Raw genomic sequence first — 16,895 nt, forward strand, 5'->3', positions numbered from 1 at the left:
TTTCAAGGGGCCGGTCGTCTCGGCGCCGACGCCGTCCCGCTTCATGCCCCCGCCGATTTGCGGCACCATGGCTTCCTGCCCGCCCATCGCGAAGGAATCGCCATGCCCCTCACCGCCCTCCGGCCCCCCGAGCTCACCCCCGGCTTCATGGTGATCCACGGCAACCGCCTGGAGGCGCTGCGCGACCTGGCGGTGGAATGGCTGCGCCACCACCCGCTCTCGCCGCTCGAGGACGAGGTGATCCTGGTGCAGAGCAACGGCATCAGCCAGTGGCTGAAGCTGGCGCTGGCCGCCGACCCGCCCCAGGGCGCCGGCATCGCCGCGGCCATGGACGTCACCCTGCCGGCGCGCTACCTGTGGCAGGCCTACCGCGCGGTGCTCACCCAGCAGGACGGCCCCGACGCCGTGCCGCCGGCCTCCCCGCTCGACAAGCCGCGCCTCGTCTGGCGGCTGATGCGCCTGCTACCGGAGCTCACGGATGACGCCATCTTCGCGCCCCTGGCGCGCTTCCTGGCCGACGATGATGACCTGCGCAAGCGCCACCAGCTGGCCGAGCGGCTGGCCGACCTGTTCGACCAGTACCAGGTCTACCGCGCCGACTGGCTGGCCGCCTGGGCCGAGGGCCGCGACGAGTTGATCGATGCCCGCGGCCAGGCTCGGCCGCTCGCCGAGGACCAGCGTTGGCAGCCGGCGCTGTGGCGGCGGCTGCGCGACGATATCGGCGAGGCCGGCCTGGCCACCAGCCGCGCCTGGGTGCACACCCGCTTCCTCGAGGCCTGTCGCGAATTGACGCCCGAGACGCGGCCGAAAGACCTGCCGCGCCGGGTGGTGGTGTTCGGCATCTCCTCGCTGCCCCGCCAGACCCTGGAGGCGCTGGCCGCGGTGTCTAAGGTCACCCAGGTGCTGCTCTGCGTGCACAACCCCTGCCGCCACTACTGGGCGGACATCATCGAGCACAAGGACCTGCTGCGGGCCGCCCGGCGGCGCCAGCGCCAGCGCCCCGGCATGCCATTGGCGCTTGACGACACCGAGCTGCACCTGCACGCCCAGCCGCTGCTGGCCGCCTGGGGCAAGCAGGGCCGCGACTACCTGCGCCTGCTCGACGAGTTCGACGACCAGGACGCCTACCGCTCGCTGTTCGACGCCGAGGCGATGCGCATCGATCTGTTCGACTCGCCCGCCGAGGGCGAGGCCATGGGCCTGCTGCAACAGCTGCAGGACGACGTGCTCGAACTGCGCCCACCCCAGGAGACCCGCGAGGCCTGGCCGGCGGTGGCCCCGGCCGATGATCGCAGCCTGCGCTTCCACGTCGCCCATAGCGCGCTGCGCGAGGTCGAGATCCTCCACGACCAGCTGCTGGCTGCCTTCGACGCCGACCCCACGCTGCGCCCGCGGGACGTGCTGGTGATGGTGCCCGACATCGACACCTACGCCGCCGCCGTGCAGGCGGTGTTCGGCCGCCTGCCGCCGGACGATTCGCGCCATATTCCCTTTACGCTCTCCGACCAGACCAGCCGCCACCGCCAACCGCTGCTGGTGGCGCTGGAAGCCCTGCTGCACCTGCCGGAGTCGCGGCTCACGGTGAGTGACCTGCTCGACCTCTTGGAGGTGCCCGCGCTGCGTGGGCGCTTCGGGCTAGACGCCGAGGCCCTGCCGGTGCTGCGCCGCTGGATCGAGGGCGCCGGCATCCGCTGGGGGCTCAACGCCGAACAACGCGCCCGACTCGACCTGCCCGGCGGGCTCACCGCCAACACCTGGGCCTTCGGCCTGCGCCGGCTGCTGCTGGGCTACGCGGTGGGTCACGGTCACGACGGCCCCGGCGACGAGGGCCCGTGGCACGACATCGAACCCTATGGCGACATCGGCGGCCTGGAGGCGGCGCTTGCCGGCCCGCTGATGGACCTGCTCGACACGCTCGAGACCCAATGGCGCGCGCTCTCCGAGCCCGCCGACGTGGCCACCTGGTGCCGACGGCTGCGCACCCTCATGGCCGACTGCTTCACCGCCGAGGACGAGGCCGACCTCGCCACCCTGAACCGCCTGGAGGAAGGCCTGGAGACCTGGCAAGAGACCAGCGAAGACGCCAGGCTCAGCGAGGCGCTGCCGCTCTCGGTGGTGCGCGAGCACTGGCTCGGCCAGCTCGACGAGGCCAACCTCTCCCAGCGCTTCCTGGCCGGTGCGGTGAACGTCGCCACCCTGATGCCGATGCGCGCCATCCCCTTCCGCCACGTCTGCCTGCTGGGCATGAACGACGGCGAATACCCGCGGGTCCAGCGCCCGCTGGACATCGACCTGATGGGCCACGACTACCGCCCCGGCGACCGCTCGCGCCGCGAAGACGACCGCTACCTGTTCCTCGAGGCACTGCTCTCGGCCCGCGACAGCCTGATGATCAGCTGGGTCGGCCGCAGCATCCACGACAACGAACCGCGCCCGCCCTCGGTGCTGCTCGGCCAGCTACGCGACCACCTCGCCGCCGGCTGGCGCCTCGCCGGGCGGGAACACCAGGACGACGCCGGCCAGGCCCTGATCGACGCCCTGACCACCGAGCACCCGCTGCAGCCGTTCAGCCGGGAATACTTCCGTGCGGGGTCGGGCACGGTAGAGAGCCGCGCGGCCTCGGGCGCGGTAAAGAGCCGCGCTGGGGCGGGCGCGGTAGAGAGCCGTGCGGAGGACGAGCGGCTGTTCACCTACGCCCGGGAGTGGCGTGCCGTACATGCCGGCCAGCCGACGCCGGCATCCGACGCCGACGGCGAACTACCGCCCATGGCGCTGGACACCGCCCTGCCGCTCTCGCGCCTGGGTGGCTTGCTCAAGGACCCGGTGAAGGCCTTCTTCACCACCCGGCTCGGCGTGTTCCTCGAGCGCGAGGCGCTGGAGAGCCCCGACCACGAGCCCTTCGCCCTGAATGGCCTGGACCACTGGCAGCTTCAGCAGGCGCTGATCGAGGCCGGGCGCCGCGCGGTGGACGACGGTGAATCGCCGATGCCCGCCATCCACGACACCCTGGCGCGCCTGGAGCGCGAGGGGCGCCTCGCCATGGGCGGCTTCGCCGAGCTGATGCGCGAGCACCTGGTCGAGCCGCTGGACGGCGTGTTCAGTGACTACGCCGAACAGCTCGCCGCCTGGCCCCACGCCTGGGAGACGCCGGCCGCCGTGTCGCTGGAACTCGCCACCGACGACGACCCACTGTCGAGCGACCCGCTGCGAGTGGAGGACTGGCTGGACGGCCTGCGCGAGAACGACGCCGGCGAGCGCTGCCGGCTGGTGCTGATGACCAGCAGCCTGGTCCACAAGGGCAAATATCACTGGAAGCACTGGCTGGGCCCGTGGGTCGCCCACCTGGCCGGCCAGCTCGCCCTCGGCCCCATGACCACGGTGCTGATCTCCCGGGCCGGCGGCGGCACCCTGGCGCCGCTGGAGGCGGCCGATGCGCGCCGGCATCTCGAGGCCATCGCCCGCGCCTGGCGCACCGGCATGACCACCCCGCTGCCGCTGGCTCGCGACACCGCCTTCGCCTGGCACGAGAAAGGCGGCGACGAACATGCCCTGGCCCGCGTGTTCGGCAATGAAGAGAAGGCGGAAGAGGCCGACCTCAAGGCCTGGAAGGCCGCCGACACCGCCTTTCACGGCACCGGATTCAACGGCGACCATGGCGAGCTTGGCCGCGATCCCTACCTTGCCCGCCAGTGGCGCGACCTCGAGAGCCTGATACGCCACCGGGCCGCCGGGCGGCACTTCACCGAGCTGACCGCCGCGCTCTACGCCCCGCTGCATGATGCGGTGAAGAACAAGCGCGGCGACAAACAAGCCGGCAAGGGAGGCCGAAGCTCATGACAGCGCCCGAGACCCTGCAGGCAGCCGAGACGCCGCGGCTTGATCCGGTGGCCTTGCCGCTCACCGGCAGCCGGCTGATCGAGGCCAGCGCCGGCACCGGCAAGACCTTCACCATCGCCCTGCTCTACCTGCGCCTGGTGCTCGGCCCCCGGAACGAGGAGGATGCCGCCAGCTTCCCGCGACCGCTGACGCCGCCGGAGATACTGGTGGTCACCTTCACCAACGCCGCCACCCAGGAGCTGCGCGACCGCATCCGCGCCCGGCTGGTGGAAGCGGCAGAGGCCTTCCAGCCCGAGGTGGGGCAGCCCCCTACGCCTGCCGAAGGGGCCAACCTCGAAGATGAGCCGCCCCTGATCGGCGATCTCTTCAGCGACACCTGGGGTCAGACCCCTAAGCCCCCCGAGGGGGCTGGCCCCAAGGGGGGCTCAGGCGACCCGCTGCTGGCCCTGCGCGACAGCTACCCCCGCGAGAGCTGGCCGACCTGCGCCCGGCGCCTGCGGCTGGCCGCCGAGTGGATGGACGAGGCCGCGGTCTCCACCATCCACGCCTGGTGCCACCGCATGCTGCGCGAACACGCCTTCGACAGCGGCAGCCTGTTCGCCCTGGAGATGTCGCTGGACCAGTCGGAGATGGACCTGGAGATCGCCCGGGACTACTGGCGCAGCTTCTACTACGACCTCGACCCCGAGGCGCTGCAAATCATCGCCCGCTACTGGACCACGCCGGACGCCTTGAACGACACCGCCGCCCGGCTGCGCACCCACGCGAGCGCCCTGCCCGCAGCCCCGCCGCCCTTTGAGGCGCTGGCCAACTATCGCCAACAGCGCGCCGCGGCGCTGGCCGAGCTCAAGGCGCCCTGGCCGGCCTGGCTCGACGAGCTGGAGGCACTGCTCGAGGCCGGCGCCAAGCGCAAGGCCTTCAACGGCCAGAAGCTCAACGCCAAGAGCCGCACCAACTGGCTTGCCGCCCTGCGCGACTGGGCGAGCGACCCGGAACTCGCCAAGCCGGCGCTCACCGACGCCGCCTGGAAGCGCCTGACGCCCGAGGGCATCGCCGAGATCTGGAAGGAAGATCCCGTGCCGAATTTGCCGGCGCTGGAGGCCCTGGCCGAACTGCCTGAGGCACTGGCCGAGCTGCCCGACCCGTTCGCCGACCTGCTCGCCCACGCCGTGCACTGGATGGCGAGCCGCCGCGAGGCCGTGCAGCGCCGCCGTGCCGAACTCGGCCCCGACGACCTGCTGCACCGGCTGGACGCCGCCTTCGCGGGCGAGGCCGGCGAGACCCTGGCCGCGCGAATCCGCGCGCAGTTCCCGGTGGCGCTGGTCGACGAGTTCCAGGACACCGACCCGGTACAGTACCGGCTATTCTCGAGGGTCTATCGCCTCGGCGAAGCGTCAGGCCAGGACGACGCAAGCGCATCATCGGGCGCGGCGTCGGGCTCGGAAATGAGCGCCGTGCTGCTGATCGGCGACCCCAAGCAGGCGATCTACGCCTTCCGCGGCGCCGATATCCACACCTACCTGCAAGCCCGGCGCGACACCGCCGGCCGCCACGTCACGCTAGGCACCAACTTCCGCTCCGCCACGCCCATGGTCGAGGCCGTGAACCGGGTGTTCGCCCACGCCGAAGTCAATCACGAGGCGGGCGCCTTCCTGTTCCGTAAAAGACGCTCTGAATCTCTGGAACAATCGAGCAATCCCGTGCCGTTCACGCCCGTGGATGCGAACGGAAGGAAGGACTCACTCACCCGCCACGGCGCCACACAACCGGCACTCACCCTCTGGCACCTGGCCGCCGACGACACCCTGCCCAAGGGCGCCTACCTCGCTGAGCTTGCCAAGCGCTGCGCCACCGAGATGGCCACCCTGCTCCGCGAGGGCCAGGCCGGGCAAACAGGCTTCACCGCCACCCAGGGCGAAGACGACGAGCTACGCCCGTTGGCGCCGTCGGACCTGGCGGTGCTGGTCAACAATGCCGGCGAGGCCCGCGCCATTCGTGGCGCCCTGCAGGCCCGCGGCATCCGCAGCGTCTACCTCTCCGACAAGGAAGGCGTGTTCGAGACCGAGGCCGCCGCCGAGCTAGAGGGGTGGTTGGCCGCCTGCGCCGCGCCGGACGACGAGCGCTGCCTACGCGCGGCGCTCGCCACGCCGAGCCTCGGGCTCTCGCTTGCCGAGCTCGACGCCCTGAACGGCGGCCCCCAGCAAGACGAGCTGGCCTGGGAGGCGCGGGTGATGCAGTTCCGCGACTATCACCGCCAATGGCAGCGCCGCGGCGTGCTGCCCATGCTGCACCGGCTGCTGGCCGACTTCGCGGTGCCCGGCCGGCTCTTGGCGGTGCCCGAGGGTGAGCGACGGCTCACTGACCTCTTGCACCTCGGCGAACTGCTGCAGGAGGCCAGCACCGAGATCGACGGCGAGCACGCCCTGCTGCGCTTCTTGGCCGAGTCCCGCGCGCATCCACAGGCGCAGTCCGACACCCACCGCCTGCGCCTGGAGAGCGACGCCGACCTGGTGCAGGTGGTGACCATCCACAAGTCCAAGGGCCTGGAGTACCCGCTGGTGTTCCTGCCCTTCATCGCCGCCTTCCGCCCGGTGAAGAAAGACGACCTGCCGCTGCGCTGGCACGACGACGACGGCCACCTGCGCCTGACCCTTTCCGCCGACGAGGCGACGCTGGCCCGCGCCGACCACGAGCGCCTGGGCGAAGACCTGCGCAAGCTCTACGTCGCCCTGACCCGCGCCCGCCACGCCACCTGGCTGGGCCTGGCGCCGCTGGAGGCCATGGAGCGCAGCGCCGTCGGCCACCTGATGGCCGGCGGCGAGGCACTGACGCCCGACAACCTGCGCCCGGCGCTCGAGGCGCTGGCCGATGGCAACGGCAGTGGAGATAGCAGAGTCGCCGTGCAGGATGCCCCCGAGGCCGATGCCACCCCGGTCGACCTCGCCAGCGACGACACCCCGCTGGGCGAGGCCCGCGCGCCCACCCGGGCGATTCGCGAGCACTGGTGGATCGCCAGCTACTCGGCGCTGCGCACCGGCGCCACGCCGCTCTCACCAGGCGAGCCGCCGGGCGAAGAAGCCGCCAGCGAGGCCGAGCCGGCCCCCGAGCCCACCACCGCCAATGAAGCCACCGCCATGGAGGTGATCCACGAGCCCTTCGATGCCACGGCGGCCACGGTGAGCGAGGGCTCGCTTCACCGCTTCCCTCGCGGGCCCTCGGCGGGCACCTTCCTGCACGGCCTGCTGGAATGGGCCGGCGAGGAAGGCTTCGCCCGGGTGGCGGACGACGCCGAGCTGCGCGCCGACACCCTGGCCCGGCGCGCCAACCGCCGCGGCTGGGAGGGCCAGATCGCCGCGCTCGAACAGTGGCTGCCGGAGCTGCTGACCACGCCGCTGCCGGTGCCGGTTGATGCCGCGCCGCTGCGCCTCGATGGCCTGGAACGCACCACCGACTACCGCGTCGAACTGGAGTTCTGGTTCGCCGCCCACAAGGTCAATACTTGCAGGCTGGACACCCTCGTAAGCACTCACACACTCGGTGGGCGGCCACGTCCGGCGCTCGAGCCCGACACCCTCAACGGCATGCTCAAGGGCTTCATCGACCTGGTGGTGGAACACGACGGGCGCTTCTTCGTGCTCGACTGGAAGTCCAACCACCTGGGCGCGGATGACGCCGCCTACACCGAGGCGGCGATGAATGACGCCGTGCTCGAGAAGCGCTACGACGTGCAGTACTGCCTCTACCTGCTGGCCCTGCACCGGCTGCTCGAGACCCGGCTGCCGGACTACGACATCGAGCGCCACCTGGGCGGGGCGCTCTACGTCTTCCTGCGCGGCAACCGCGCGCCCTCCCGCGGCGTGCACGCCGAACGCCCGCCGAGCGAGCTGATTCTCGCGCTCGATGCCCTGTTCCGCGCCGCCGAGGAGGCCCCGTCATGACGCCGAACACTCCGAACCACGCCCCCCACCCGGCCGCGGAACACGCACCTAACCCCGAGCAGGCGCACGCTCGAGCGCCCGAAACCGCGCCTATTCAAGCGCCCGAACACGCGCTGGCCGATCACGCGGCGCTGTTCGCCCTGCTCGACCGCTGGGTCGAGCGCGGCTGGCTGCGCTCGCTGGACCGCGCCTTCGCCACCTTCCTGCACCGCGAGGCGAGCCGGGGCAGCGGGGAAAGTGTGGAAAGGGGGGAGAACGAGGTAAGTGAGGCCTCACCCCCGCTACTGCTGGCGGCGGCACTGGCCAGCCACCAGCTCGGCCGCGGCCACGTGTGCCTGGACCTGGCCCAGACGCTTGCCGCCCCGGATTTGGCGCTCTCGCTGCCGCCGGAGGGCGACAGCCTGGAGGACCCACCGCCGCTGCCCAGCCGGGTGATGGCCACGCTGGCGCTCGACGCCTGGCGCGCCGCGCTGGCCCAACCCGCGCTGGTGGCCGATGGCCCCGGCAACACGCCGCTGGTGCTCGCCGGCAGCCGAGAGCGCCCGCGGCTCTACCTGCGCCGCTACTGGCAGCACGAGCAGGATATCCACACCCGGATCCATGAACGGCTCGGGGTAACCGATAGCGACGATGCCCCCGAGGCTGCCCGCCTGCGCCCGATCCTCGATGCCCTCTTCCCCCACCGGGGCGAGGCGAATCCCCCGCTCGACTGGCAGAAGGCCGCCTGCGCGCTGGCCGGGCGCTCGCGCTTCGCGGTGATCACCGGCGGCCCCGGCACCGGCAAGACCACCACCGTGGTGCGCCTGCTCGCCCTGCTCCAGGCTCAAGCGCTAGGTGCCAGCGAACAGGCCCTGCGCATTCACCTGGCCGCGCCCACCGGCAAGGCCGCCGCCCGGCTCAACGAATCCATCGCCGGCCAGGTGGCCAAGCTCGACCTCGACGGCCTGGGCGACGATCCCGAGCGGCTGCGCGAGGTGATCCCCAAGGACGTCTCGACGCTGCACCGCCTGCTAGGCTCGCGCCCCGACACCCGCCGCTTCCGGCACGACCGCCACAACCCGCTGCCGCTGGACGTGCTGGTGGTGGACGAGGCCTCGATGGTCGACGTGGGCATGATGGCCGCGATGCTCGAGGCGCTGCCGCCCCGGGCGCGGGTGGTGCTGCTCGGTGACAAGGACCAGCTCGCCTCGGTGGAGGCCGGCTCGATACTCGGCGACCTGTGCGCCCGGGCCGAGGGCGGCCATTACACCCCGGCCACCACCGAATGGCTGAATGAGGCCACCGGCCAGCCGCTGCCCGCGGACACGCGGGATGCCGACGGCCAGGCCCTGGACCAGGCCATCGCCATGTTGCGCGTCAGCCACCGCTTCACCGCCGATAGTGGCATCGGCCAACTCGCCGCGGCGATCAACGCCGACAAAGAGCCCGCCACCAAGCGCCGCGCCATCACCACGGCGCTGACCCATGGCTTCGCGGACCTCTCGCATCAGAAACTAGGCGCCGACGACGAACGCGGCCTAGCCCACCTGGCCGTGACCGGCTGCCCCGAGCGCTTCCCCGGGGCCGGCAACACCGACGCGCCGCCGGTGGGCTACCGCCACTTCCTGAGCGTGATGGGCGAGCGGCGCCCGCCGGACGACGCGGATCAGGAAGGCTTCGATGACTGGGCAAGAGAGGTGCTCGCGGCCCACGGCCACTTCCAGCTGCTGTGCGCGCTGCGCCGCGGCCCCTGGGGCGTGGAAGGCCTGAACGAGCGGGTGCGCCAGGCGCTGGAACGCGAAAAGCTGATCGACAGCCAGGACGGCCGCCAGCGTTGGTACCCCGGCCGCCCGGTGCTCGTCACCAAGAACGACTACGGCCTGGGGCTGATGAACGGCGATATCGGCATCACCCTGGACATGCCGCGCCCGGGATCGGCTCACGCTTCACAGCGCCCGAACAATGCGCCTGCCGACAACCGCCGCCTGCTGCGGGTGGCCTTCCCCTCCGGCGATGGCACCGGTCGCATCAAGTGGGTGCTGCCCAGCCGCCTGCAATCGGTGGAGACGGTGTTCGCGATGACGGTGCACAAGTCCCAGGGCTCGGAGTTCACCCACGCCGCCCTGGTGCTGCCCGACGCGCCGAACCCCATCCTCACCCGGGAGCTGGTCTACACCGGCATCACCCGTGCCCGCCACTGGCTGACGCTGGTCGAAACCGGCCGCGGCCAGCTGATGGACGCGGCGCAGAGAAGAGTGATGCGGGTGAGTGGGTTGGGGGGTTGAAGGGCCTCTGCTCCCGTGCTCAAACGGAAGAGCTTGTCGTTCGGCTATGGATGGATACTTGGACTACGATCGCCTGAATACAGCAGCGTTTGAGGCACCACGTGCTTTTTCAAAAGTAAAAGTACGTGGCGGGTCATACGTCCGCTGCAATGATTTTTTGAGCATCGTAGCTCCAAGCGTTGGATCAACGAGGCATTGGGACTGATGCACGGACCTTTCCGCGATATTCCTCCAATGCCATTTCAACGATTTCCTTCCATGCACCCTCAGTAGCCATCTGGCGCGTGTCTTCGACATGCACGGATACTGGGATTTGCACACCATTTCGGACGAATTTCAGAGTGGTGCTTACATTTGAATTTAGGGTAATTGCCCAGAAGCCCGGCTTAAACCACGCCCATAACTCATCAATCTGTATTGCCACCGTCTGGTCAGCACCTGCGTTGTCAACGACACGCCACCCAGCATCATTGAAAGCCGCAGTTGCATACTTACGAATTAGTTCTTCGACAGTTTGATTTTCCGGAAGAAAAACATCACCAAGTGCTTTGCCGTAACCATTCCTTTTACGCCCTATTGCACGAGCCTTCATTTCGTCACTCGCAGCATTTGCTCCGTCAAACCCGAGCGATGGCGTCGATGGAATTCTAGGCGCCTCTTCAAACGTCCGATTATCGACTACGGACTCGATGAAGATGGATTCGGTTTGCACACCGCCATCGCGAGCTACAGGCACATCTATAGGAACAACACTGCGACTGGTCGCACATCCAGTAATTGTCAAAAAAGCCAGTACGGAAACCCAAATTTTTGCAAACTTCATGTATTTCTCCATTGTTTCTTCAAGATTCCCAACGCTTGAGGTAAGGGGCAGCCGGAGCACGTAGCGCGGAGGGAACCTGCAAGCACAGCTTGCAGGCTGTCCCTTTGACCGAATTGTTAGGAGCGCGGTGCTGCACGGTTTGGTCTTTCAACGATCTCTGCAATATCAGTAATGCTTCCAATTGTAAGTAGGACAGGATCCAGTTGCGCAACTTGGGCTTGTAGACGCCATGCAAAGCGCCACTCGTGTTGCAAGATGAATTGGAGTGGCTTGGAAAAAACTGCGCCCAACCTGCTTTTACCACCATACACAACGGCAGCATCTATGCCCGACCACTGAGGCAGCGCAAGCTCCGCTGCAGAGTGAAGCCTTTGGCAGAATTCTTCTACTTCATGGATCACAAGACAAGCATCGGTTTCAGGAAAGTCGTCAAATAGCTGTTCATCCCAGCACTTTGAAAAGCAGATAGTCAGATAATTTGTTCCGACCTCTGACCTATAGGTAACATCTCCAATTGGTTTGATTCTCTGCCCTGTGCGCTCAATAGTGATCGATACTGAACTGGCTGGAGATGTTCTGACACGAACCAATTCATCATCGTGTCGTGATGCATCAGCCTCTTGTTACTTATAGTCAGTCGCGGGCCGAAGACGAAACTCGCCTAGCTCCAGCGAGCGTTCTAACCACTGTCTTTCTGAGTATCGATACAGCTTTGGCGGGCGAGTGAGTTCGATTTCCATATACTCTTAACGCTTTGCTCACCGGTAAATTGCGAGCGCAGCGAGTAATTTATCCGCGTGCAGAAACTTGTTATATGCTGGAACTGCCAATTCAGTTCGTCTCACTTAGAGCAGCGTCCAAATTTTCTAAAGCAGAAATCACCTCGTTGACAGTATGCTGATCGAACTCTGGCAAGTCAGTCTCGTCATGTGTACCTTTGTTCAAGTACGACCAATATGCGTTTCTTCCATCTTGACCTAGCACAGCAGTCAGAGCGGACACTATCAGCTCTTTATTAGGTATATTTGACTGTGAACGATTCAGCTTAGATCTTAGATTTTCAGCTAATGCCCTTAGATCCCATGGCGCAGAAGGAGAACGGCGAGAGACACTAATTAGGCTGTCCTTCTGATCACTATGCTTTCCGTAATGAAACCAAGTTTTTTCACATAGGTTCTCTAGCGCTCTTCTTGCCGACATCAACGCGTCGCGATACTCTCCTTGTGCATATAGTTCGCGTGCAGCTAATACATAATTTTTGGGTCGCCTTAATGAGTCAACTTGAATATGACCTTCGCCAGCGCTTGATACGAAAATATATGACTGAGACGCAAGTGACTGACTCTTACCTAGCAGTTGATGTGTGTTATTAAAGAACTCTTCACCATGCACTGCCAAAATTATCTGACAATCCTTGAAAAAATCATCAACAAATAGCGCTTCCCTGATGGCACGACGATGCTCATCATCAATTGCGTTCACTGGGTCATCAAAAATAAGAACCGGACAAAGCTCTTTTACGTTCTTAGCAAGCAATATTGCTAGCCCAAGGCAACGGATATGACCCTCACTCAGAATATGGAGAGCATCAAATAAGGAAGAAGGGTCTTTCAAAAATGAAATGCCCAACCGTTGATTTTGAGATAACGGAAGTTGAACAGAAGCTAATTTATCTGCTTCTGAATCGTAACGATTAAAAGCATTGTAAAGTCTCACAACTAGGTCGCCGAGGTCAGCAACCAACTGGCTCGGCAATCGATTCTTATATGCATTCAATCTTTCAACAAAGCTCTTATAAGAAGCTGCAATCTCCTGATTTATTTGCACTTTGGCATACTCAGCATCCACATCAGCTATAAGTTGAGCATTCTCCGTATCAAAACTAGTGATTGCCTGTTGCGCAGCAATAATTGCTTGTTTAGCTGTGTTTCTGCGTGTTTCTAAGACAGTGATTTGCTCTTTAAGCCAGCGCAAACGATTTAGCTCAGCTTGCTTGTTTGAACGTATTTGAGCGTCCTGATCAGTCTTTTTGTCGGCTTCCTCGAGATGCTTTACCTGGGCTTCCAGGTGCTGCCATGGCGTAAAACCATCCGCTAACTGTTGCTGCAAGGAGTACCACCACCCGATATCTACTTGTGAGCCAGGTGAAATATGAAAATTTCGGATAGCATTGTTTTGTGGCAGAAACGTCAAACAAACATTCAATATTTGCGAGAGGTCCAGCAACCATCTACTAACATTTTGTTGAAGTTGTTGTGCCGTTTTCTGAAGCTCTGCCAAGTGTTGCAGCTTTTGAAGTTCTTCATTAGCGTTACCGTAAGGATTTACGGATACTTGTGTGAGCGGCGTTTTACACGCTGGACAATGTTCTGAACTACTCGATTGTAGCTGAACAACTGCGTCGTATAGATTCTTGAATGATACCTCCTGACTTGCGTTTTCCAGATCTTTTTGCGTCAACTCCAGCTCGCTGAGGCCGCTGCTAATGGAGCTACCAAGTGTTTGCAATGCGCTAATTGTTAAGTTGGTTTTACTTGCTTGGGGCTGTTGCAAACCGGTTTCTAGTCGCTGGATTGATCCTGCATTTTCATCATCACCGTTTAGTTCAAAGACCAATTGGCTAAAGGTTGCTCCGTCACGGTACTGGGTGGCTAGTGTTTGCTCCTCAACATTTAGTTTTTGCAGCTCTGCATTGTTAGTCGCTATCTGCTGCTGAGAACCAGAAAGTGCCTGCTTTTTTTGTGCTAACTGAGCTGCTTTAACACCGGTAAGATCAATATATTTTGGGTCAAACTCAGAAGTAAAATTGCGCACAAACTCGTTGAAAGAGTCTAAGCCAAATAACGTTGATATAAGCTCAGTTTGCTTAGCGGGTGCCTGAGCGGCAATTCTAGAAAAGTTATCGATACGATTTTTTTCAACGAAAAAAAATCTAAATAGTTCCTCATTTGCCTCAATTTCAACCTCAGCGCCTTGCTCGTTTAAGCCTGTAACAACTGGCGTCGCAAAACGATTAACATGTGCGTTTTTCAGGTAATCACCCTGATCTCGAAAACGCTTGCTTTCCGCTTCAGCTACGTTACCCAGCAGGCTATATTCAAGGGCTTCGCAGAAGCTAGATTTGCCAGTACCGTTCGGTCCGTATATGAGGACTAAACGGCTTTCTAAATCAAAAATCTCTTGCCTGGAGAAACCACGAAACGGCCCCACTGCCATACTTTTTATCTGAGTAATGGGGGAAGTTTTCTCGGCGGTTATCTCGGGTAAAGACTGAATCTCTATGCTCAAGTCGTCCCAGTTAGCCTGGGCCAAGGTAACCATTTTCTTAACCCGCTGACCTTGATAGGTTCCGAGAGAAGCAAGCTCATCAAGGTTTGCCAGGACAATGTTCGCCAGCTTGCGCACTCCCGGAAGAACTTCGTCTGAATCGAGAGTTCGCAAAAAACGTAGATATTCAGACTCAATCATAATACTTCCTTAGATTTTAGATTCAGTTCCTTCACTTTGGCATATAACAGGTATTAGATAGCTAACACGTTTATTGACTTGAACGTGCCGGCGCGTTCAAATCAATAAACGAGGCAGCCAAACCGATCACAACCCCATGAAAGCTCTCAACATTAAGCATAAATAGGCCACATAACACGGGTAAACGAGCTGGCTGCATTTTACGGAACCCGCTATCGAGGATTTCGGCCGTTGACGATCCGTAGTGTGTCATTCCACCTGCTCCGTCACCTTGCCTTCATCAAACGCCAACCGCCCGGCAATCGCCGCCATTTCATCGTTTGGCCGCTCATAGCTCCAGGCTACATCGGCAATATCGGGCAGCGAGTAATAGATGGCATCCCCCTTGAACGGGCAATGGGTAACGGTGGACGAAATCGAAAGCTTCGACATATCCACATCCGCTCTCGGGACATACTGACGCTGTGGATAGCCGTGCTCGCGCAATTCGGTCGCGTTGCGGGTATCGGCGACCAGGGTATCGCCAGCAAGGATACGCACCCGCCGGTTGTGCGGGTGTAGGGTCATGCGGGGCTCAGTGAAGTGACCGGCCATCGGCAGTTCCGTTGCTATTGGCTGATCCATCAGCGTAGAGCGATGGAGGTGGAATGTCAGCATTTGAGGACAATTTTTCTTAGGTCAATTCGTCTAGGGTCGTCCTCCCCCTACTACGCCGCGCTCGGCCCAGCGAACCTTCACACTCTTGGCGCCCACGCCCCTGCCCGCCATGATGGTGGCGTTCATGAGCTGCGGGAGACTCTCGGGATGAACCAGACACCACGCGCACCGGCGCCGCTGACGAAATTGAGCGGCCGGTCGATCCTCTTCGTGATGGCGGCTGAGGCCGAATACGGCCCTCATCTTCGAGAGCGGTTCACTCCCTTAATGACCGGCGTGGGGCCGGTCGAGGCGGCAGTGGCGCTCACCGCCGCCCTGGCGGGGCTAGAGGCGCGCGAGAGTCTGCCGGACCTGGTGGTGTCGCTGGGCTCGGCGGGCAGCCGGGCGCTGGAGCAGGCCGAGGTCTATCAGGCGGTGTCGGTGGCCTACCGCGACATGGACGCCACACCGCTCGGCTTCGAGACGGGCGTCACGCCCTTCCTCGACCTGCCGGCCACCCTGCCCCTACCGCTGCGCATTCCCGGGATCTTTGATGCCACGCTCTCGACCGGCGCCGATATCGTCTCGGGCGCGGCCTACAACGCCATCAAAGCCGACATGGTGGATATGGAAAGCTACGCCTGCCTGCGCGCCTGCACGCGCTTCGCGGTGCCGCTGGTCGTGTTGCGCGGCATCTCGGACGGCAAGGCGGAGCTCAACCGCGTCGACGACTGGACGGAATATCTCCACGTCATCGACGCGAAACTGGCCGACGCCGTGGATCGCCTCGATGCCGCTATCGGCGAGGGGCTGCTGACGCGCTAGGCTGGGTGGGAAAGGACATTCCGGCACTGCATAAGGAGTAGGGAAGATGCCCGCCACCCGCACGACCTCGCCCGCGCTGGAACGGGCCCACCTGGTATGGGACCTGTTCATCATCGTGCTGGTGATCGCCAACCTGGCGCTGCTGCTGTTCGATAGCCTCTACCTGCTGCCGCCGCTGAACGCCGCCTTCGAGGCCGCGGCCCCCGGCCTGTACGGCGCCTATGACCAGCATATCCACGCCAACTTCTTCAGCATCGACCTGGCGTTCGTGGCCGTCTTCCTGCTCGATGTGCTGCTGGGCTGGGTGGCGGCCATCGCCCAGCGGCGTTATCACCGCTGGTTCTTCTATCCCTTCGTGCATTGGTACGACGTGCTCGGTTGCATCCCGCTGGGCGGCTTCCGACTGCTGCGTGTGCTGCGCGTCGTCTCACTGCTGCACCGCCTGCAACGGCTGGGGATGATCGACGTGCGCCGCTGGTATCTCTACGGCGTGGCCGCCAAGTATCTCGACATTCTCATGGAGGAGCTCACCGACCGCATCGCCATCCGCATGCTCGATAACGTGCAGAGCGAGCTGAGTGCCGGCGATGGGCTCTCGGGCCCCTTGGTGGAACGGGTGGTGCAGCCCCGCAAGCAGGCGCTGATCCACGAGATCGGCCAGCGGTTGGAGGCCATGGCGGGCGACGCCTATGCCCACCACCGCGACGACACCCTGCGCTATGTGCGTGGGCTGGTCGGCCGCACCCTGGCCCAGAGCCCGGAGCTCAAGCGGCTCGAACGCCTGCCGATGGGCGGGCAGCTGGCCCGCGGGCTCGAGGCCTCGTTCTCCGATCTGGCCTGCCATTTGGTCGATGAGGCCCTGGCGGGGCTGAAGTCGGCGGAGTTCTCCACGCTGGTGGAGCAGCTGGCCGAGAGCGGATTCGATGCCTGGCTGCGCACCGACCCGCAGACCGATCAGATCACCGAGCAGGTGCTGGTCGATATGCTGGAGCTGCTCAAGGAGCGAATCGCGGTCAAGGAGTGGCAGCACAAGTACCAATAAACAGGCGGGGCCGAGCCTCGCGATGAGGCTCGGCCTCGACAGGGCGGTCAGGCCGTCCGGGC

The 16,895-nt window shown here is 63.8% G+C and carries 8 protein-coding genes; 5 read left to right on the forward strand and 3 right to left on the reverse strand.

All coding sequences use genetic code 11. The features are described 5' to 3' along the window. The first annotated feature begins 102 nt into the window (after positions 1-102). Genes recC through recD form a run of 3 tightly spaced genes read left to right on the forward strand, consistent with a single transcriptional unit; the run spans position 103 to position 10,039 of the window. Positions 103-3,837 (forward strand): exodeoxyribonuclease V subunit gamma, encoded by a 3,735-nt coding sequence (recC, locus tag ETC07_RS09755; protein ID WP_136248327.1) that lies wholly within the window; start codon positions 103-105, stop codon positions 3,835-3,837. Further along, positions 3,834-7,775 (forward strand): exodeoxyribonuclease V subunit beta, encoded by a 3,942-nt coding sequence (recB, locus tag ETC07_RS09760; RefSeq protein WP_136248328.1) that lies wholly within the window; start codon positions 3,834-3,836, stop codon positions 7,773-7,775. The genes recC and recB overlap by 4 nt, the downstream gene beginning before the upstream one ends. Then, positions 7,772-10,039 (forward strand): exodeoxyribonuclease V subunit alpha, encoded by a 2,268-nt coding sequence (gene recD / locus ETC07_RS09765; RefSeq protein WP_136248329.1) that lies wholly within the window; start codon positions 7,772-7,774, stop codon positions 10,037-10,039. Before recB ends, recD begins: the two co-directional genes overlap by 4 nt. A gap of 184 nt (positions 10,040-10,223) precedes the next feature. On the opposite strand, the gene ETC07_RS09770 is transcribed toward recD, so the two are convergent. The 3 genes from ETC07_RS09770 to ETC07_RS09780 form a co-directional block, all read right to left on the reverse strand. Beyond that, positions 10,224-10,862, reverse strand: a complete 639-nt coding sequence (locus ETC07_RS09770) for a flagellar biosynthesis protein (RefSeq protein WP_136248330.1) — start codon at positions 10,860-10,862, stop codon at positions 10,224-10,226. 831 nt (positions 10,863-11,693) lie between these two features. Continuing rightward, on the reverse strand, positions 11,694-14,330 hold the full coding sequence (locus tag ETC07_RS09775; RefSeq protein WP_136248331.1) for an AAA family ATPase: 2,637 nt from the start codon (positions 14,328-14,330) through the stop codon (positions 11,694-11,696). Between the two features lie 249 nt (positions 14,331-14,579). After that, positions 14,580-14,987 carry a DUF427 domain-containing protein gene (locus ETC07_RS09780; protein WP_306462090.1) on the reverse strand — a complete coding sequence of 136 codons (408 nt, stop codon included), beginning with the start codon at positions 14,985-14,987 and terminating at the stop codon, positions 14,580-14,582. 147 nt (positions 14,988-15,134) lie between these two features. Between ETC07_RS09780 and ETC07_RS09785 the strand changes: the two genes are divergently transcribed. Together ETC07_RS09785 and ETC07_RS09790 are read left to right on the forward strand one after the other, a co-directional pair. Next, a complete protein-coding gene (locus ETC07_RS09785) occupies positions 15,135-15,791 on the forward strand; it encodes a 5'-methylthioadenosine/S-adenosylhomocysteine nucleosidase (RefSeq protein WP_136248332.1) in 657 nt (218 codons plus the stop codon). A 46-nt stretch (positions 15,792-15,837) separates the two neighbouring features. Beyond that, positions 15,838-16,833, forward strand: a complete 996-nt coding sequence (locus ETC07_RS09790; RefSeq protein ID WP_136248333.1) for an ion transporter — start codon at positions 15,838-15,840, stop codon at positions 16,831-16,833. Positions 16,834-16,895 lie beyond the last annotated feature (62 nt).

Source organism: Halomonas borealis, assembly GCF_004798905.1.
Lineage (GTDB): Bacteria > Pseudomonadota > Gammaproteobacteria > Pseudomonadales > Halomonadaceae > Halomonas > Halomonas borealis.

Coding starts and splice junctions, on each gene's coding strand:
- recC (WP_136248327.1), top strand. CDS start 103: ATGCCCCTCACCGCCCTCCGGCCCCCCGAGCTCACCCCCGGCTTCATG.
- recB (WP_136248328.1), top strand. CDS start 3,834: ATGACAGCGCCCGAGACCCTGCAGGCAGCCGAGACGCCGCGGCTTGAT.
- recD (WP_136248329.1), top strand. CDS start 7,772: ATGACGCCGAACACTCCGAACCACGCCCCCCACCCGGCCGCGGAACAC.
- ETC07_RS09770 (WP_136248330.1), bottom strand. CDS start 10,862: ATGAAGTTTGCAAAAATTTGGGTTTCCGTACTGGCTTTTTTGACAATT.
- ETC07_RS09775 (WP_136248331.1), bottom strand. CDS start 14,330: ATGATTGAGTCTGAATATCTACGTTTTTTGCGAACTCTCGATTCAGAC.
- ETC07_RS09780 (WP_306462090.1), bottom strand. CDS start 14,987: ATGCTGACATTCCACCTCCATCGCTCTACGCTGATGGATCAGCCAATA.
- ETC07_RS09785 (WP_136248332.1), top strand. CDS start 15,135: ATGAACCAGACACCACGCGCACCGGCGCCGCTGACGAAATTGAGCGGC.
- ETC07_RS09790 (WP_136248333.1), top strand. CDS start 15,838: ATGCCCGCCACCCGCACGACCTCGCCCGCGCTGGAACGGGCCCACCTG.